Source organism: Bacillus lumedeiriae, from assembly GCF_044891285.1.
Lineage (GTDB): Bacteria > Bacillota > Bacilli > Bacillales > Domibacillaceae > Pseudobacillus > Pseudobacillus lumedeiriae.
Genome location: NZ_JAUIYO010000005.1, coordinates 77,428 through 95,388 on the forward strand (window position 1 = coordinate 77,428; position 17,961 = coordinate 95,388).

Consider the following 17,961-nt stretch of genomic DNA (forward strand, 5'->3'; position numbering starts at 1 on the left):
CTCCGTTTTCCATATTTTTCTCTTCTTCTCAATCATATTATTGTATGTGGAAAAACTCAAAAAATAAGCCGAGTCATGATTAATTCTTCAAAGTCCTCTGTAAACCTTCTTTCTTTTTCCATCTGTTCCAATGTCGTCTTACTCTCTTTCTCATTCATAGCTCCTATCGATTGAAAGAGCAATAAATACTCCTCTATCAGATCTAACAGAGTGGGAAAGGAGAAAAGCGGAAACATATTCAACTGTAAGTCCCCTTTCCTCACCCGCTCCTGGAGAACAGCAGCCGCTTCTTTTGATTCTGCTTTTGGCTTATGGACGAGTAAATCGTTCCATAAATAAAACTGCCATTCGACCGGGTGATTTTTGATGAGCGCCATGAAGCGTATCGGCACTCCGACCCATGGCGGCAGTAAAAATGGATTGTGTCCTGTTTTATATACTGTGCTTAAAAAGGGATGATATAACCCTTGCCTAAAATATAATTGCTTTTGCAGCCAATGCTGCTTTTGCCTGAACCAGTCAGAAAGGGTAAGAAAGGAACCAGACGTTTTCGCAAACGACGGCGGGTAAGGTAAAGAATGAAGCGGAATCATTTGCACAGAAGCAAAGTAAAGTGAAGATTGAACGGGAATAAGCTGAGAGTAAAGAATAAATAATTCACGATCGGGGCAATACGATAGGAACCAGAAGCCGAACAGCGGAGAATATTGAAAAAAGAGGCGATGAAACACAGAAAAATGATACAGCTGCGCCCGCTTTTTAATGGGCGGACCACCGTAGATCCAGAAAGGAAACAAACCGTTCTGTTTATAACCTTCCGTTCTGTTTACAAACAAATCAACTGACATATGAGAGCATTGATATTCCATAGCCACTTTACCGTCAACGAGCAAATCAGGACGCTGCGAAATTTCTGGCAAATAGGCTTCCATCTCCACTTCATGAGTACGTCTGATCCAGTTATGCATATCAGCTTTCCCTTTCAAGTGGCGCTCGGACTCTCCTTCAGAAAACGCCTCACATGCATGAGAAGATGCATGAGCAAAGTGAGGAATCTTTATCGCCCCTGCTTTCAAAATCACTGGCTGTCTGCATGAAGGGCAAAAATGGCGTGAAGATCGAACCTCATGGATCAACTGTTCATTTGGCCGGTTTGCCAAACTAACAGCCTGTCCATATTGGTCAACAGCGACAAGCATAGAACACTCCTCCTTCCTTACTTACTCCTATTCGCCATTCTCCTGTTCATTCCTGCAAGGGAACAATAAACTCGAAGGTGTTCTCTTTTTTCCAGCCCTGCCGCCATTAATAAACAGACTTCTTTAATTCATAATCATTTTTGATTTTTCCCCTTGGTTAATTGGAGCAGAAGGCACGAAACTCCTGCGGAAAGAGCATGTCCAGAGGAGCCGCCGCAGAAGTAACAGAGACCGCCCGCGAAAAACGAGCACCTAAAGCAGTAACCAACAAGCACGTTTAACACAGCCTCATTCACAACCAAAAAGCAAAGTCTAATGCCCTTTGCTTTTACAATAACGGCGACAAAAGCCTGGATGTGGATTCGATGAAACGGTAACCGATATGGCGGCTATTAAAATCATCTAAATGAATTTCTTCAGAGGCATTGATGTCGTTAATATATTCTCTTACTAGTGATTCGATACTATGTGTATGATATAAAAAGGCGTTGACTTCGAAGTTCAAGTGAAAACTTCTCATATCCATGTTCGATGTTCCGATCGAAGCCATTTCACCGTCAACAATGATAAATTTACTGTGCATAAACCCTTCTTTATACTCAAAAATACGCACTCCTGCTTCAAGAAGCTCTGGAAAATAAGATCGGGACGCATGAAAGACAATTCGCTTATCAGGATGCTTCGGCACTAACAAGCGAACATCTACTCCGCTTAAAGCAGCTATTTTCAAAGCAGAAAAAATATCCTCATCAGGAATGAAATACGGGGTGGCTACCCAGACAAACTCCTGTGCCGATGTGATCATGGAAAAGAAAATATTTTTGATCACACTCCACTCATTATCCGGACCGCCTGCAATCATTTGAACGCCGCCTGTTCTTCTTACTTTCTTCTCAGGCTCAGGTGTTAAGTAGCCTGGTGTAATAAAACTGTCATTCGTCATATAATACCAATCCTGCAAGAAAATTAGCTGCAGTGAACGAACAGCTTCTCCGCGCACATACAGATGGGTATCACGCCAAAATCCAAAATGAGCGTCCTTCCCTAAATATTCGTCACCAATATTTAATCCGCCGACGAATCCCACCTTTCCATCAATCACGATGATCTTTCGGTGATTTCGGAAGTTGAATTTACTGTTGATAAGGGGCATCTTCACTGGACCAAACGCTACTATTTCTACTCCAGCTTCTCTAAGCTCTTGAATATACGCCTTTGACAGTTTCCATGAGCCGACCGCATCGTATAAAAAACGCACTTTCACTCCATCTCTTGCTTTTTCGATTAGGATGTCTTTAATGTCATTGCCGATGCCGTCTGCACGCACAATATAATACTCCAAATGAATATGATGTCTTGCTTTTTTTAATTCTTTTAAAATGGAGTCATACGTTTCTTTTCCATTCGTCAGCAGTTCTGTTTCCGTATGAAAAGAAATTCCGACATTTCCAAGCCTCTCAGCCAAGGCGTAGATTTTATGTTCTCCATGTTTTTGAAAATGCTGTTTCAAATCGTCTTTCGTATGGGTGATCTTATACTTTTGATATGTTTCTTTATCAAGAATATACTTCTTCTTAAACATCCGTTCTTTTCGGTAATTCCTTCCGAACATTAAATAGAAAACAAACCCAAACAATGGAAAAGCCCCTAATACAACAAGCCACGTAATGGTTTGCGTTGGGTTGCGATTTTCAAAAAAGATTAAAAAACTAATCACGATCACAGAAAGCGTCAACGCGACACTCATATATTTCAACAGCCCGCCCATATAGTGATCCGCCCACAGTATATAAAGCCCTATGATCACCAAAATAAACCCAGCTGCTTTTACCGTATTTTTCATTACCCTTCTCCAGCCTCTCTGCTTCTGCTGCTGTTTCCTTTGATACATAAAAAAGAGGCTGTTCCGTAAGCGCCCAGCCCCTCCTTCACATCCCCATATAAAAATTATGGAGACGAAGGTGTCTGACTCTTTGCTTTAGGACAGCCTTTGTTTTCATTAGTTAAAATGTTTACGAACAGTTTGAAATACGTCATCTTCCATTACGCATTTTCCATACTCTTGAAGACGGTGAATCGTGCTGCCCGACTCATTCGCATATTCCAGTAAAATGCTTAATGCATTTTCTACTTCTTCCTCATCAAACATGTCTTCCGGAAATTCTACGAACAAATAATATCTATTATTGTAGGAGTATAATTGCGTCGACAATTCATCGAGATCTGTCCGTTTACTTAACTGGATTAAATCTTCAAAGTCGTTAAATGAAAGTACAAAGTCTAATATCGGTTCCTTCATTTCATTTTCTTCTTCATTCTCATGAAATTGTTCATCCAGCAGCTCTTCCAAACGGTCATCTACTGGGAAATCCTGGTACTTATCTTCAGGCAGCGGCAGTTCGATGCGTTGACCGTCTTTCGTTAAGTTTGCCTGTGTCACTAATATTTCTAAACCTTTATCCAAAGCCTGTACTTGAATCCATAGCGGCCCATCGACTGTAAAATCTTCCTCATCGTGTATCTCTTCCATCATGTCCCAGAAAAGTTCTTCGCTCCGTTCCCGGTTATACCAGATTTCTTCGCGGTCAAAGCCTCTTTCCTCTATATCCAAGTACGAAATGTAAAACTTAACCGTGTTGTCATTGATGCGTTCGATTTCCATAACTACCTCTCCCTTCTACCTAAGGGTACCTTAAGGACGAGCTCCCCTTATTATTAGGCATTTCCCTGAATGGCCTGTTGGTATACCTCTATCTAATACTATTGTATGCTAAACGTACAGTAAATGAAAATATATTGATTGCCAAATGTATTTAATATCTTGAAATTCTATCCCAATGTTATTAGAAGTTCAAGCGTTAAGAAATAGCTTTGTCAAACTCTCCTGTTGATTTCCGCTTCAATCAACAAAGCAATAACATCAACACTAGCCATGATCATAGTTAAAGAAATAAAAAACCCCCATACTTCTGGTATGAAGGTCTCTCTTCTTTAGTTGACAAGCCGTTGTGCTTCCTTAAGCTGGAACGTACGGACTTTTCTAGGCAAGAAGCGGCGAATTTCATCCTCGTTATAGCCCACCTGCAAACGTTTTTCATCCAGAATGATCGGACGGCGAAGCAGCCCTGGATTTGACTGAATGAGTTCAAATAAATTTTGCAGCGGCAGCGTCTCAAGATCTACGTTTAACTTTTGGAAGATCTTTGAGCGCGTAGAAATGATTTCATCCGTACCATCTTCTGTCATTCTTAATATTTCTTTAATTTCTTCGATGCTCAAAGGCTCGGAAAAAATATTTCTTTCAACGTATGGAATTTCGTGTTCTTCTAACCAAGCCTTCGCTTTACGGCAGGAAGTACAACTTGGTGAAGTATATAAAGTAACCATTCCTCAATCACACTCCTTAAAGTTTAGAATATAATACCTGTTATTTCATGAGGAATATCCATTCGTGAAGCAGTCGATTCAAACTTCTTCAAACACCTGGCTACACTATGTATTATACATGATCAAATGGCCCATGAATACAGTTTTCATTACATTGTAATAATAATTATAATAATTTCACACAGCGCTGACATTTTTTAAAATAGACTGATTACAGCTCGATATTGATTCTCAGCTCATTTTACCCATGGCGCTATTTAACATCGCCTTTAAAACAAGTGCTCCTCTTCTGTTTACCCACTGCCCCTATAGTTTAAACAAAACACAACTATTTTATTTTTCTCTTTTTATCCCTTTTAGCTTTATTAAACTCCCCTGTTGATTTCCGCTCTAACCAACAAAAGAGAAGCATCAACAATCATCATGAACATAGTCTTCATCTTTAGAGATGTTTAAGCATTTGCTTTATACTGCTTCCATTCTTTTTCAGAGCAGTATACAAAATGGCCGGGGGCTGCTTCTCTCATTTCTACCTGCTCTCCAGCCTTATAGTTGTGGACAGCTGGATCGTATCTTTTTCGCTGCCTCCTTCTTTCATACTCCGGATCAGGAACGGGAATAGCAGAAAGCAGCGATTGTGTATAAGGATGGAGCGGACGATGATACAAATCGCTGCTAGGCGCCAGCTCTACAAGCTTGCCGAAATACATCACACCGATGCGGTCACTAATGTACTTCACCATGGACAAATCGTGGGCGATGAATAAGTATGTCAGCCCCTTTTCTTTTTGCAGTTTCCTCATCAAATTGACGATTTGCGCTTGAATCGACACATCTAGGGCAGAAATGGGCTCATCCGCAATAATAAATTCAGGTTCTACAGCGAGTGCCCGGGCAATTCCGATTCGCTGACGCTGTCCTCCAGAAAATTCATGCGGGTAACGGTTCGCATGCCCGCGATTCAAACCGACCGTTTCTAGTAAGTTGTACACTTTATCCATCCGTTCCTTCTTCGTTTTGGCGAGACCATGAATATCTATTCCCTCGGCAATAATATCTGCTGCTTTCATACGCGGATTTAATGAAGCATAGGGGTCCTGAAAAATCATTTGCATCTTACGATTCAATTGTGTTAATTCTTCTTTTGACTTCTTACTTTGTACATCTTTCCCTTGAAAAAGCACTTGACCTCCCGTCGCTTCGTATAAGCGGATGATCGTTCGGCCTATCGTTGACTTTCCACAGCCCGACTCACCAACAAGTCCAAGTGTTTCCCCACGGAAAATATCAAAGGATATGTCGTCGACAGCCTTAACTATATTCGGACGGCCTTCGTTAAAATATTGTTTTAAATGTTTAATTTCCAGCAGTTTTTCATTCACATCAGTGTGCCTCCTTGAATAACCTCGGCTTGTCGAAGTTATTTGGCATTGTCCGCAAACTTTGCTGCACATTTGCCGGTGGCTTAAACGCCGGTGCATCTGGATGAAGCAGCCAAGATTTCACAAAATGAGTAGGTGACACTTGATAAATCGGCGGTTCTTGTTGGAAGTCAATGTTCAGCGCATATTGACTCCGTAAAGCGAAGGCATCTCCCTTGGGCGGTTGTAATAAATCCGGCGGTGTTCCCGGAATGGTGCGCAATTCCATCCGCTCATCGGCATTTAATCTCGGCATAGAAGAAAGCAGCCCCCACGTATACGGATGGCGCGAATCATAAAAAACCTCGTCTACTGTACCTATTTCCACCATTTGTCCTCCATACATCACGGCTACTCTATCGGCAATGTTCGCCACAACACCAAGATCATGTGTAATAAAAATGATCGACGTTTCCAGATTTTTCTGTAAATCCTTCATGAGTTCTAAAATCTGGGCTTGAATGGTGACGTCTAGGGCGGTAGTCGGTTCATCTGCAATCAAAATTTTGGGACGGCAGGCAAGTGCTATCGAAATAACAATCCGCTGGCGCTGCCCCCCTGAAAATTGATGGGGATACTGCTTCATGCGCCCTTCTGGGTTAGGCATTCCAACGAGTCCAAGCAATTCTATTGCCCGTTTCTCTGCCGTCTTTTTGTTCATGTTTTGATGTTTCATCAGCGGCTCCATCAATTGCCTGCCAATCGTCATTGTTGGATTTAGGGATGTCATTGGGTCCTGAAAAATCATGGAGATTTCTTTTCCGCGCACTGTTTCCATTTCTTTTTCCGAAAGTTGCACTAAGTCTCTTCCTTCAAACAGTATTTTTCCTTCTCTCATTCTCCCCGGAGGATGAGGGATGAGGCGCATTAATGCTTTCGTTGTAACCGATTTTCCCGATCCTGATTCCCCTACAATAGCCAGCGTTTCTCCTTTATTTAAATGAAAACTGATACCTCGCACCGCTTTGACTTCCCCTATATGCGTCTCAAAAGAGACATGCAAATTTTGAACATCCAATACTTTTTTCATTCTAATGTCCGTCCTTCCATCTTTTTATGTCCGCATTTTCGGATCAAATGCATCGCGCAGACCATCAGCCAGCAGGTTAAAGCTTAGAATCAGCAAACTGATGATCACGGATGGAATCACTAACATGTGCGGGTAAATTTGCAGCACTTTAAATCCATCATTGACTAAGGAGCCTAGTGAGGCTTCCGGCGGACGAATCCCGAGACCAATAAAGCTTAAAAAAGCTTCTGTGAAAATCGCACTTGGAATCGTAAACATCGTTGTGACAATCACCGGTCCGATCACGTTCGGCATGAGATGCTTCCAAATGAGACGGCGGCTGGATGCGCCCAGCGTACGCGAGGCAAAGACAAACTCTTGCTCTTTTAATTTCAGAAATTGTCCGCGGACAATTCTTGCCATGTTCACCCAGCCAGTAATCACCATCGCCATCGTGATCGAAAAAATCCCCGGCTCGAAGACGAGAATAAACAAAATGACGACAATTAAATGAGGAATCCCCATTAAAACCTCGATCGCCCTCTGCATCATGTTATCCACATGACCTCCGTAAAATCCTGAAATTCCTCCATAAGCAATGCCAATTAAGAAATCAATCGCCGCGGCCAATAGTCCAATATAAATAGATATACGTGTGCCATACCACGTTCTCGCCCATAAATCCCGCCCTAGCTCGTCTGTGCCAAACCAGTAATATTCCTTTACAGCTTTTGCTTTATAAAGGTCTATTCCGGCTTCATTTTCTCCATTGAATGGAAGCCAATCAATATTCTCTAATACAGGAATTTTCGGCGGCAATTTTGCATGGTAAATATTTTGCTCTTTATACGTAAATTGGCTCATCGATGGACCAAAGACAGCCATGAAGATAATAATGATGATTAACGTTAATCCAGCAAGCGCCCCCTTGTTCGCCTTCAGTCTCAGCCATGTCTCCTGCCAAACATTCAAGTACGGTCTGCTAATCCTCTCGTCCTCTTTCATCTGTTCATCTGCCAGCTGAAAGAGCTCCCTTGACAGCTGATGTTTTTGATCTGGGCTTTCCTTATTCATTCATGCCTTCCTCCACCTAACCGAATACGCGGATCAATCACACCGTAAAGAATATCAACAATAAAAACGATGAAAATAAACAACACACTATAAAAAAGAGTAATGCCCATAATAACCGGAAAATCATTTGTCATAATCGAGCGGACAAACTGCTCACCGATTCCAGGAATACTGAAAATTTTTTCGATGACGAGCGAACCAGTCATAATATTTACAGCTAAAGGACCTAACAATGTAATAATCGGAATAAGCGCGTTACGCAAGGCGTGCCTAAACATGATGGCAGCAGAACTGATTCCTTTTGCCCGGGCGAGCATAATGTAATCTGCACTTAATACTTCTAAAAGCTCGGCTCTCATATACCTCGCGACTGTGGCTATTACGAATACTGATAAAGTGATCGTCGGAAGAATAGTGTATTCAAATCCTTCCCAGGCAGCTACGGGGAATAGCGGATATTTCACAGCCAAGTAGTACTGCAGCAAGCCCGCAAAAACGAAAGATGGTATCGATATGCCAAGAACAGCAATCGTCGTCGCTGTATAGTCAATGAGACTGTTTTGTTTTAATGCGGCTGCTGTGCCTAATATCATTCCAATACCTGCTCCAAATACAATAGCTTGAAAGCCTAAATAGGCAGAGGGCCCAATACGTTCACTGATCAGCGTCGTCACTGGCCGGTTATCATATTGAAACGATACGCCCAAATCCCCTTTGAACAAATTAGCCATGTAGTTCACGTATTGCACAGGCAGAGGATCATTTAATCCGTATTTATCAAGGATGATCTCTTGTTGTTTCGGACTTAACTTTTCTTGATTAGCCAGCGGGGAGCCCGGAAGCAGTTTCATTAAAAAGAAAGTCATCGTGGCAATAATCAACAAAGTAAGCAGCATATAAACAAACCGTTCCAAAACAAACCTGGCCATCATAGCACTCCTTTACTCGTCTCATTTCAACAAGGCTCTGTTAAACTCCCCTGTTGATTTCCGCTCTTATCAACAAAGGGGCAGCATCAACACTAGTCATTCACATAGCATTCAACAAAGAAAATGAGGGTACTTACCTCTCACTCCTTAAATTCAGCCCACTTATAAGATTGATCTGCCCCTACTTTATGGAACAGTACCCCTTCTAATTTAGAATTCTTCAAAAAAGCACGTGACCGTTGATAAAGAGGAGCAATGGCTGCCTCGTCTTCTAATAGGATTTTTTCTGCTTTCATCATCGCTCTCCAGCGTTTTTCTGGTTGAAGGAGCAAAGTCGTTTTTGCCTCCTGAATCAATTGATCGTATTTTGCATTGGAAAACCCTTGCTGATTATGAGCACCGTCTGTTACGAACACATCCAAATATGTCATTGGATCTAAATAATCGGCTCCCCAGCCGCTGAGAGACATGTCGTAATCCATTTTCTTTTCTAAATCGAGCTTTTGTTTAAATGGCTGCTGTTTAATGTTGACCATTAAGCCTGGAAGTTTTTTTTCGAGCTCCCATTTAATAAATTCACCAGATTTTTTAGCTGAATCATCATCATAATTTAGTAACTCCAGTGTAAAGGTATCGCGTCCAAGTGCTTTTTTTGCTGCTTTCCAATGTTTTTTCGCTTCTTTTATATTTGTTGTTAAAAATTCGCCACTTGTTTCTCGAAAATCTTTTCCATTCGGTCCTATTCCTAATTCTTTAGGGACAAAATAATTAGCAGCCACAGAGCCGTTATTCAAAAGGACATCCGCCATTCCTTTTTTATTAATAGCCATGGCAATCGCTTTGCGGGCATCTGCGTTTTTTAACAAGTCATTCTTTGTTTGATTGAAGCGCAAGAAGAAAATGGATGATTCTTTCATGGTGAAGAATCCTTTCTCTCCTTTATATTTGTCTACAAATTCAGATGAAAGTTTAATTTGATCGACGACGCCTCTTTCAAACAAGTTCACATCTGTTTGTGTATCTTTTACAATTTTTGTATGGATCTGCTCAAGCTTCACCGTATCGGCATCCCAATATTGGGGATTTTTCTCCATATTAAATTTATCTTCATGTTTCCATTGAGCCAATGTAAATGGTCCGTTGTATAAAGTCGTATCCGCTTCTAAACCAAATTTCTCTCCTTGTTCTGTTACAAACTTTTCATTTTGCGGCAGGAACGTGCCAAATGTAACAAGCTGTTTGAAATATGGCACTGCATGTTCCAGTTTCACTTCCAGCGTTTTGTCATCTAGTGCTTTCACACCAAGTTCCTCTGGAGATTTTCTTCCCTCGTTGACTGCTTTAGCATGTTGAAGATCATACATGATATACGCATACTCAGCAGCTGTCTTTGGATTCAATGCTTTTCTCCAAGCAAATACAAAATCATGAGCGGTCACAGGATCACCGTTCGACCACTTAGCATCGCGAAGTGCAAATGTCCACGTTTTCCCATCTTCACTTACTCTCGGTTCTCCTTTGGCTATTCCCTCTACTACTTTGTCACTTTCACCTAAGCGGTATAGCCCTTCCATTGTGTTGTTTAATACATTGAAAGATACGGCATCCGTGGCCAACACCGAATCCATCGAAGGAATGTCCTGCGTTTCCGTAACATTCAAAATATGATTTTTCTTTTCATTCTCTTTATCCTCGCTGCATGCAGCTAACAACATACTTAAGGAGAGCAATAGTGCGAGAAAGAGAGGGTATTTTCTCTGCTTCATATCCATCCCCCCTTTTTCAAAGCAAACAAGCCGTTAATTTATTATCATTTTTTACCTCCAGCGTTTATTCTATTCCCCTAGTTTCATTTATTTAGAAAGTAGAGCATCCTTGCTTTATATTGCTATACTTGTTCGATTTGCTATGATAAAAGACGGGAGGACGATCTATGAAAACTTTGCAGAGATCTTTCGTGATGATCGGGTCTATTTTCGTTATTTCTGCTGTATTTGCCTTGTTTTCTTCTCCATTCTGGAACTGTTTTGTAGATTATGCTTTTTTAACCGCCCTTTTTTGTACAACAGCGGGTGCATGTTTATTCGTTTGGGAAGGCGGCTTTTTTAACGGAATGCGATCCAGCTTTAAAACCTTTCATAAGTCAACAAAAGCAGAAAGGTATATAGCTGAATTTGATACTTTAAAAGATAGAAAAGACTTTCATAAAGAAGATGGAAAGAAGATGACATGCGAGTGGACGTATCCTTTTTTAGCAGGCGGCGGGTTCGTCATCCTTCTTACTTTTGTCCTTGCACTCGCTTCCCTATCTTGAAAGATAGTTAGGATTTGTTTATAATTTTTTTAATGAAGAAATGAGGGGTTATTTATGCAAACTATATTTTCTGGCATTCAGCCAAGCGGTACGATTACACTCGGTAATTACATAGGCGCGCTGAAACAATTTACTGAATTACAAGATGACTATAATTGCTTCTTTTGTATTGTTGATCAACATGCTATTACAGTTCCACAAGATCGTCTGAAGCTGCGCCAAAACATCCGTAACCTTGCTGCCTTATACATAGCTGTCGGGATCGATCCCGAAAAAGCCACGTTATTTATTCAATCAGAAGTACCTGCACACGCACAGGCAGGATGGATGCTTCAATGTGTAGCCTATATTGGTGAACTTGAGCGAATGACACAATTTAAAGACAAATCAGCCGGGAAAGAAGCCGTTTCTGCTGGATTATTAACATACCCGCCTCTTATGGCTGCTGATATCCTGCTTTATAATGCTAATTTAGTGCCAGTGGGCGATGATCAAAAACAGCATTTAGAACTGACGCGGGATCTGGCTGAAAGATTTAACCGCAAATATAATGACATCTTCACCATTCCTGAAGTCCGGATTCCCAAAGCAGGCGCCCGGGTAATGTCTTTACAAGATCCAACAAAGAAAATGAGCAAGTCCGATCCAAATACGAAAGCCTTTATTTCTTTACTTGATGATCCAAAACAAATCGAAAAGAAAATTAAAAGCGCAGTGACAGATTCAGATGGCATTGTAAAGTTTGACAAAGAATTAAAACCAGGAGTATCTAACCTTCTTTCCATTTACTCTGTCCTTGAGCAGCTGCCGATTGAAGAAATCGAACAGCGTTACGAAGGGAAAGGCTACGGCGAATTTAAAGCAGATCTTGCTGAAGTCGTCATCCGTCATCTAGAGCCAATTCAACAGCGTTACTACGAGCTCGTTGAATCAGAAGAACTCGACCGCATCCTCGACGAAGGTGCAGCAAAAGCAAACCAAACAGCCGGAAAAACGCTAAAGAAAATGGAAAACGCCATGGGACTCGGAAGAAAAAGAAAGTGATGTAGAAAAGCGGAAGCGCCTTGCTCACCCCCGACAAGCACAAGACGAGCCTCATAGAAAAGGGTTCTTTACTTTTCTGGGAGGATTGTCTTGTACCTCGAGGGGGTAGGCGCTGGAGCTGGACAATCCGAAAAGCAGAAGCGCCTTTCTCACTATTAAATGAAAGACTATGTTAATGACTAGTGTTGATTTTGCCCCTTTGTAGATTGGAGCGGAAATCAACAGGCACATTTAACAAAGCCAAATGAAAAAAGCTGAACCCATTGGTTCAGCTTTTTTCATTTAATTGATTCATTTTTGAGGTATACTCTACTTCCCACAGCTTTTCAAAAAACGGCTGTCCTTTTATGATATTTTCACAAAGCCGGTCATGACGGCTCGTCCAGCCCTCCATTGTTTCTCCAAGAAAGACCTGTTTAATTTCTTCAACGTCCATGTTTTGGATTTCCACATATTTCTCTGGCATCCATTCTGTGTACCAATAGCGAATCTCAGCTGAATTTTTTGAAGAAAACAACTGATCAAGAGCCATGAAAAGCAGCTGTTTCAACTGTCTTTCCTTTCTCGTTAATCCTCTTACACTTTCAGGAGCAAGCGATAGAATATGATACTCCTTTTCTGTTGGTTTTGCTTCCAACTCATAGGCAGTAACCGGATGCACTTCAAACATTTCAAACGCAAGCTGCTCCTGCCTAGGAACGAGACGGCTTTTTCTAACAGGAATCGTATAGCCCATTGTGTCAACGGCAAGGATCCCTTTGCCGTCTGTAACGACGAAGCAATGTTCAAGCTGAATGCGTTCATGGTTTCTTCGCAGGAACGCTTTTTTGCGGACATCTTCTAGAAGCTGTTTCGGTAATTCATCTAAATAATTTTCAATATAATAAAATAAATCCTCTTCTATTAAAAGTAACGGGACCTGATCCAGAAGTTCGACAGCATCATCTTTGCGCCATTCGTGAAAATGACACACATTGTATCCGTTTTCCTCCCCTTCAAACCAATTTACCCAGACATCATGAAGATATAACATAATGAACCTCCTCACTTCTTCATCTATTTGTCTTCAAGTATGGGCAAAGCGAAGTAAATTTATTCCTCATTCGTTTATTTTTTCTTTACCTTCTCGTTGGAAAGTAGATCGCGGCCGTCATCATTACAATACCAGCGGCTAACAAATAACATTCTGTCCGCTCTAAAATAAAGTCAATATATCCCTGAACCGTCAGACCGGCTGCCAGCAAATTTAAATACATGATGCAGCTTACTCCCCCAAGAACAGACAAGCCGAATCCAGTTAAAAAGATAACTAGGCGTATGGCCATTTTCTTCTTCCTTTATAAAATTAATTAAGCTGCAGCAGCTTGTCCTATATATGTATGCCTTCATATAAAAAAGATGCTAAAAATGGGAATGTTACACTATTATCTGATTATTTTTGAATGGGGAGAAAAGGGCGGGCATGAGTAAATAAAAAGATATCATGAATAAAGAAAGAGAAACCATGATTCGCTCCATGCTTATCCTGATTCACTATGTATATATCATCAATCACAGCACAACAAAGAGGATGCCCAAGCATCCTCTTTGTTGGTATTCTCTACTTATTCAGGTTTATATTTGCGCAAAGCAATCGTCGCATTGTGGCCGCCGAAGCCGAGAGAGTTGCTGAGAGCGACGTTTACTTCTTTTTTCCGTGATATGTTTGGTACGTAGTCCAAATCACATTCTGGATCTGGTGTTTCGTAGTTAATTGTTGGAGGAAGCATATTATTTTTGATTGCCAAAGCAGTGAAAATCGCTTCTACTCCTCCAGCTGCACCGAGCAGGTGACCCGTCATCGATTTTGTTGAGCTGACTGCAAGTTGGTAAGCATGTTCACCGAATACCGTTTTAATGGCAGTCGTTTCAAATTCATCGTTGTATGGCGTACTCGTTCCATGGGCGTTAATGTAATCTACCTCTTCAGGATGAATGCCGCCATCCTCAAGCGCGATTTTCATCGCTCTCACACCGCCTTCTCCGTCTGGGGCTGGCGCAGTAATATGGTGGGCATCCCCTGTAGAACCGTAGCCGACAATTTCTGCGTAAATGTTGGCCCCGCGTTTCTTCGCATGCTCCAGCTCTTCGAGAACGACAATTCCCGCTCCCTCTCCCATAACGAAACCGTCACGATTGGCATCGAATGGACGGCTTGCTGTTTTCGGATCAGGGTTTTTAGACAGAGCTGTATTCGCACAAAAACCAGCCACTGCCATTTGCGTAATTGGCGCTTCGCATCCACCAGTAATCATCGCGTCGGCATCACCGCGCTGAATCACTTTAAAGGCATCGCCAATGGAGTTTGTTCCTGTTGCACACGCTGTGACTGTACAAGAGTTTACTCCTTTTGCTCCCAAGAAAATAGACACTTGTCCAGCAGCCATATCTGGAATCATCATTGGCACAAAGAAAGGGCTGACACGGCGGTAGCCGCGGTCAAGAAATGTTTTAAATTGACTTTCAAATGTTTCCATGCCGCCAATCCCTGAACCTACCCAAACCCCGATGCGGTCGGCGTTAGATTCATCGATCGTTAAGTCAGCGTTTTGAACAGCCATTTTTGCTGCTGCTACTGCATATTGAGTAAATCGGTCCATCTTGCGGGCATCTCTTTTATCCATGAAATCTTCCGGATTAAAATCTGTAATTTCAGCTGCCACTTTTGTTGGATAATCATCTGGGTTTACTCTTGTTAACGGCTTAATGCCGCTCACTCCACTTAAAATATTAGCCCACGCTTCTGCAATGTTATTTCCAACAGGCGAAACAATGCCAAGCCCGGTAATGACTACTCTTCGTTTTTCCATGTTTTCACTCCTTCATTTACTATATGAATCTAGCGTCCCCATCTCATCGCAATAGCGCCCCATGTAAGACCGGCACCAAATCCAACCATGATCAGCAAATCATCTTCTTTGATTTTTCCTGCATTTAATTCTTCCATTAATGTAATCGGAATGGAGGCAGATGATGTATTGCCATATTTATTAATCGTAACAGACATCTTTTCCTGCGGGAGATCAAGCCGCTGACGAGCCGCTTCCATAATACGAATATTCGCCTGGTGAGGCAGCAGAAAATCAACGTCTTCTTTTTGAAGACCTGCTTTTTCCAATACGTTCACACATGATTCACCCATTTGGCGCACAGCAAATTTAAATACTTCCCGGCCGTTCATATGAATATACTTGTCCTGATATAAATGCTGGAAGCCTGAACCATCCGCTCCAAGTTCAAAGGCCAAAATGCCGCGGCCCTCGGATACTCCGCTCACAACAACTGCACCGGCACCATCACCGAATAGAACAGCTGTATTCCGGTCCTCCCAGTCCACTGCTTTAGACAACTTCTCCACACCGACAACAAGTACATGCTTATAGGCCTGTGATTCAACAAATTGTTTCGCTGTCACGATTCCATACATAAACCCAGCACAAGCCGCACTAATGTCCATAGCCGCCGCGTTTTTCGCACCAATTTCCTGTTGAATCATTGTTGCTACCGATGGAAATGGATAGTCAGGTGTAACAGTCGCCACTAGAATCAACCCAACTTCTTCAGGTGAAATCCCTGCATCTTCTAATGCTATTTTGGCTGCTTTTACTCCCATCTCAGATGTACTGAGGTCATCTCCCGCAATTCTTCTAGATTCTATACCAGTTCTTGTACGAATCCATTCATCGGATGTATCCATTATTTTTTCCAAATCAAGATTGGTTACTTCTTTTTCAGGTACAAAATGTCCTATTCCAATAACCCCTGCGTTCATCAGGTTCCCTTCTTTCAACAACTTTATTATCATGTATCATCAATTATTAAGACTTGGTGCTAATTTTACTGAAAAAAGGCTGATTTTGCAATAGATGAATATTGTCGCCTGCCTGCTCCAGCTGTCTTTTCTTATTCATTCGATAGACATTTCTTATCTTGATGACATCCCTATCCTTTACAAAAAAAGGACTGCCGCTCAATCAGCGATGCGCCAATGATGAGGACTGTCCCTTTGAAGCTAAAATGAACTAAAGACCGCGTTAATGACTATTGTTGATTAGAGCGGAAGGTGCGGGACTCCTGCGGGAAAAGCGTGTCCACGAGAGACCCTGCAGGCGGAAAGCGAGCACCTGCAGCAGAAATCAACAGGCACGTTTAACAAAGCCAAGCTAAGCTAACTACGAACCTCGTTCGCTAACAGAGCCAGTGATTATTCAGCCGTTTGCTGTGCCTCTTTCTTGCCAAGCTCATACGCTTCATTCATGACATTCAAAAACATCCCCATAAACGGTTCGATTAAATCCATAGAAAAGTCAATTCCTGACGCTTTCAGCTTTTCTTGGGCTTCTGGCAAGTATTTCATAGCAATTTGCATAAATTCCATGTTTTTGTTTTCATTCATTTTTGTTTCCCCCATTTACCTATTTATTCGGCAGCTTGCCTGTTTCGATATATTCGTCTATATACCCTCTCGTCTTGTTCTGAAAAGCTTGATCCACTTTGGAGCTGAAAGGGCTTAGCGAGATCACATTGTCCGCAAAGTCAAAGTGAAGATTCCCTGATTTCAGCGTTCCCTTAGTAAATTGATTGGCAACGAGCAGATAAAGTTTATCTACATGCTGCACGGTACTCGTCAGCACCGTTTCTTTTCCAAGTTCAGACTGGTCAGATACATAGCCGATCGCGTGCAAGTTCTTTTCTTTTAATTTTTCAATAACAGGTACATTATAGCCATCTCCGGCCGGATAGACAACATCTGCACCTTCATTAATCACATGATCCAGCAGCTGCAAGGCTTTATCTGAGTCATCCCAGTCATTGACGTATTGGATGGCAATCCGAATATTTTTTCGTTCAAATTTAGCCCCTTCTACAAAGCCTTTCACTTCTGGCTGCCATTTATAAGTAGCCACAATGCCAATTGTACCTGTTTTTGATTCATGTGCCGCTGTCATACCTCCGAAAAACCCCATGGCATGTGCTTCAAATTTTAAGCTTGTCGTATTTTTTTCGGCGGCATTGCCATTAAAGCTGACAAAATGTATATCCGGGTAATAAGGAGCCAGCTTATTGAAGTAATCAGCGTATTCATTGCCGTGGCCGAACACAATCTTGATCCCTTTATGAGAAAATTCCTCCACAGCCCGTTCTGCCAGCGCTTGTGAATGAATATTTTCTTTATAAAAAATATCTGATCCGTAGGCATCTTGTATTTTCAACATGCCTTTATATCCTTTTGTTCCCCAAACTTGATCGCTAATTGTATCGGGCACAAGTAAACCCACTTTTTCCAGCTGTTCGGATTTCTGCTTGCCTGAACATCCTGCGAAGCCTGCCGTCAAAAAGATACACACTATCATTTGTAACGTTTTGTTTATCATTTTTCTTTCTCCTTTTAAACGAAGCCGCCTACCTTTCTTTATCTTACTGGTATTTATGAAGAAGAAAAGGTTTTTTGAATAAGTTCATTAAAAAAGTTAAATATAATGACAAAAATTTATTTAAAATTAGTTGTTGGCTATGCTATGATTAGTGTTGATTTGTATACATA

17 protein-coding genes are annotated in these 17,961 nt (G+C 41.6%); 2 read left to right on the forward strand and 15 right to left on the reverse strand.

Going from position 1 to position 17,961, the window contains the following annotated elements; genetic code table 11:
- Nucleotides 1-56 precede the first annotated feature (56 nt).
- The 9 genes from QYG89_RS09045 to QYG89_RS09085 form a co-directional block, all read right to left on the reverse strand.
- Entirely contained in the window at nucleotides 57-1,199 is a 1,143-nt protein-coding gene (locus tag QYG89_RS09045) for a competence protein CoiA (protein WP_404316669.1), read from the reverse strand.
- Nucleotides 1,200-1,527: 328 nt separating this feature from the next.
- On the reverse strand, nucleotides 1,528-3,042 hold the full coding sequence (gene cls / locus QYG89_RS09050) for a cardiolipin synthase (RefSeq protein ID WP_404316670.1): 1,515 nt from the start codon (nucleotides 3,040-3,042) through the stop codon (nucleotides 1,528-1,530).
- 156 nt (nucleotides 3,043-3,198) lie between these two features.
- Nucleotides 3,199-3,861, reverse strand: coding sequence for an adaptor protein MecA (gene mecA / locus QYG89_RS09055; RefSeq protein WP_404316671.1), 663 nt, complete (start codon nucleotides 3,859-3,861; stop codon nucleotides 3,199-3,201).
- A 329-nt stretch (nucleotides 3,862-4,190) separates the two neighbouring features.
- Nucleotides 4,191-4,586, reverse strand: coding sequence for a transcriptional regulator SpxA (gene spxA, locus QYG89_RS09060; RefSeq protein WP_049660716.1), 396 nt, complete (start codon nucleotides 4,584-4,586; stop codon nucleotides 4,191-4,193).
- A gap of 452 nt (nucleotides 4,587-5,038) precedes the next feature.
- Nucleotides 5,039-5,968 (reverse strand): ABC transporter ATP-binding protein, encoded by a 930-nt coding sequence (locus QYG89_RS09065; RefSeq protein ID WP_404316672.1) that lies wholly within the window; start codon nucleotides 5,966-5,968, stop codon nucleotides 5,039-5,041.
- A 1-nt stretch (nucleotide 5,969) separates the two neighbouring features.
- A complete protein-coding gene (locus QYG89_RS09070; RefSeq protein WP_404316673.1) occupies nucleotides 5,970-7,037 on the reverse strand; it encodes an ABC transporter ATP-binding protein in 1,068 nt (355 codons plus the stop codon).
- A gap of 24 nt (nucleotides 7,038-7,061) precedes the next feature.
- The gene (gene opp3C, locus QYG89_RS09075) at nucleotides 7,062-8,090 is read right to left on the reverse strand and encodes an oligopeptide ABC transporter permease (RefSeq protein ID WP_404316674.1); all 1,029 of its coding nucleotides are present in this window, start codon (nucleotides 8,088-8,090) and stop codon (nucleotides 7,062-7,064) included.
- Nucleotides 8,087-9,019, reverse strand: coding sequence for an oligopeptide ABC transporter permease (opp3b, locus tag QYG89_RS09080; RefSeq protein WP_404316675.1), 933 nt, complete (start codon nucleotides 9,017-9,019; stop codon nucleotides 8,087-8,089). Before opp3b ends, opp3C begins: the two co-directional genes overlap by 4 nt.
- 140 nt (nucleotides 9,020-9,159) lie before the next feature.
- Nucleotides 9,160-10,785 (reverse strand): peptide ABC transporter substrate-binding protein, encoded by a 1,626-nt coding sequence (locus QYG89_RS09085; protein WP_404316676.1) that lies wholly within the window; start codon nucleotides 10,783-10,785, stop codon nucleotides 9,160-9,162.
- A 167-nt stretch (nucleotides 10,786-10,952) separates the two neighbouring features.
- Here QYG89_RS09085 and QYG89_RS09090 point away from each other — a divergent pair, with 167 nt between their 5' ends.
- Together QYG89_RS09090 and trpS are read left to right on the forward strand one after the other, a co-directional pair.
- Nucleotides 10,953-11,333 (forward strand): DUF3899 domain-containing protein, encoded by a 381-nt coding sequence (locus tag QYG89_RS09090; protein ID WP_404316677.1) that lies wholly within the window; start codon nucleotides 10,953-10,955, stop codon nucleotides 11,331-11,333.
- Between the two features lie 54 nt (nucleotides 11,334-11,387).
- Nucleotides 11,388-12,377: a tryptophan--tRNA ligase gene (gene trpS / locus QYG89_RS09095; protein ID WP_404316678.1), complete on the forward strand. Its 990-nt coding sequence runs from the start codon at nucleotides 11,388-11,390 to the stop codon at nucleotides 12,375-12,377.
- A gap of 268 nt (nucleotides 12,378-12,645) precedes the next feature.
- Here the strand turns inward: trpS and QYG89_RS09100 are convergent, their stop codons facing one another.
- The 6 genes from QYG89_RS09100 to QYG89_RS09125 all read right to left on the reverse strand — a co-directional run bounded on the left by QYG89_RS09100 (nucleotide 12,646) and on the right by QYG89_RS09125 (nucleotide 17,791).
- Nucleotides 12,646-13,410: a DUF3603 family protein gene (locus QYG89_RS09100; protein WP_404316679.1), complete on the reverse strand. Its 765-nt coding sequence runs from the start codon at nucleotides 13,408-13,410 to the stop codon at nucleotides 12,646-12,648.
- 85 nt (nucleotides 13,411-13,495) lie between these two features.
- Nucleotides 13,496-13,702, reverse strand: a complete 207-nt coding sequence (locus tag QYG89_RS09105) for a hypothetical protein (protein WP_404316680.1) — start codon at nucleotides 13,700-13,702, stop codon at nucleotides 13,496-13,498.
- 279 nt (nucleotides 13,703-13,981) lie between these two features.
- A complete protein-coding gene (fabF, locus tag QYG89_RS09110; RefSeq protein ID WP_404316681.1) occupies nucleotides 13,982-15,226 on the reverse strand; it encodes a beta-ketoacyl-ACP synthase II in 1,245 nt (414 codons plus the stop codon).
- Between the two features lie 29 nt (nucleotides 15,227-15,255).
- Nucleotides 15,256-16,188, reverse strand: a complete 933-nt coding sequence (locus tag QYG89_RS09115) for a beta-ketoacyl-ACP synthase III (RefSeq protein ID WP_404316682.1) — start codon at nucleotides 16,186-16,188, stop codon at nucleotides 15,256-15,258.
- 432 nt (nucleotides 16,189-16,620) lie between these two features.
- Complete coding sequence (locus QYG89_RS09120; protein ID WP_404316683.1) at nucleotides 16,621-16,812, reverse strand: ComZ family protein; 192 nt, start codon at nucleotides 16,810-16,812, stop codon at nucleotides 16,621-16,623.
- A gap of 19 nt (nucleotides 16,813-16,831) precedes the next feature.
- Nucleotides 16,832-17,791: a BMP family ABC transporter substrate-binding protein gene (locus QYG89_RS09125; RefSeq protein WP_404316684.1), complete on the reverse strand. Its 960-nt coding sequence runs from the start codon at nucleotides 17,789-17,791 to the stop codon at nucleotides 16,832-16,834.
- Nucleotides 17,792-17,961 lie beyond the last annotated feature (170 nt).

Excerpts from the sequence above, each read along its gene's own strand:
- opp3C (WP_404316674.1), bottom strand. The coding sequence starts at position 8,090 with ATGAATAAGGAAAGCCCAGATCAAAAACATCAGCTGTCAAGGGAGCTC.
- cls (WP_404316670.1), bottom strand. The coding sequence starts at position 3,042 with ATGAAAAATACGGTAAAAGCAGCTGGGTTTATTTTGGTGATCATAGGG.
- QYG89_RS09125 (WP_404316684.1), bottom strand. The coding sequence starts at position 17,791 with ATGATAAACAAAACGTTACAAATGATAGTGTGTATCTTTTTGACGGCA.
- spxA (WP_049660716.1), bottom strand. The coding sequence starts at position 4,586 with ATGGTTACTTTATATACTTCACCAAGTTGTACTTCCTGCCGTAAAGCG.
- QYG89_RS09100 (WP_404316679.1), bottom strand. The coding sequence starts at position 13,410 with ATGTTATATCTTCATGATGTCTGGGTAAATTGGTTTGAAGGGGAGGAA.
- QYG89_RS09105 (WP_404316680.1), bottom strand. The coding sequence starts at position 13,702 with ATGGCCATACGCCTAGTTATCTTTTTAACTGGATTCGGCTTGTCTGTT.
- trpS (WP_404316678.1), top strand. The coding sequence starts at position 11,388 with ATGCAAACTATATTTTCTGGCATTCAGCCAAGCGGTACGATTACACTC.
- QYG89_RS09085 (WP_404316676.1), bottom strand. The coding sequence starts at position 10,785 with ATGAAGCAGAGAAAATACCCTCTCTTTCTCGCACTATTGCTCTCCTTA.
- QYG89_RS09120 (WP_404316683.1), bottom strand. The coding sequence starts at position 16,812 with ATGAATGAAAACAAAAACATGGAATTTATGCAAATTGCTATGAAATAC.
- opp3b (WP_404316675.1), bottom strand. The coding sequence starts at position 9,019 with ATGGCCAGGTTTGTTTTGGAACGGTTTGTTTATATGCTGCTTACTTTG.
- mecA (WP_404316671.1), bottom strand. The coding sequence starts at position 3,861 with ATGGAAATCGAACGCATCAATGACAACACGGTTAAGTTTTACATTTCG.
- fabF (WP_404316681.1), bottom strand. The coding sequence starts at position 15,226 with ATGGAAAAACGAAGAGTAGTCATTACCGGGCTTGGCATTGTTTCGCCT.
- QYG89_RS09090 (WP_404316677.1), top strand. The coding sequence starts at position 10,953 with ATGAAAACTTTGCAGAGATCTTTCGTGATGATCGGGTCTATTTTCGTT.
- QYG89_RS09045 (WP_404316669.1), bottom strand. The coding sequence starts at position 1,199 with ATGCTTGTCGCTGTTGACCAATATGGACAGGCTGTTAGTTTGGCAAAC.
- QYG89_RS09115 (WP_404316682.1), bottom strand. The coding sequence starts at position 16,188 with ATGAACGCAGGGGTTATTGGAATAGGACATTTTGTACCTGAAAAAGAA.
- QYG89_RS09070 (WP_404316673.1), bottom strand. The coding sequence starts at position 7,037 with ATGAAAAAAGTATTGGATGTTCAAAATTTGCATGTCTCTTTTGAGACG.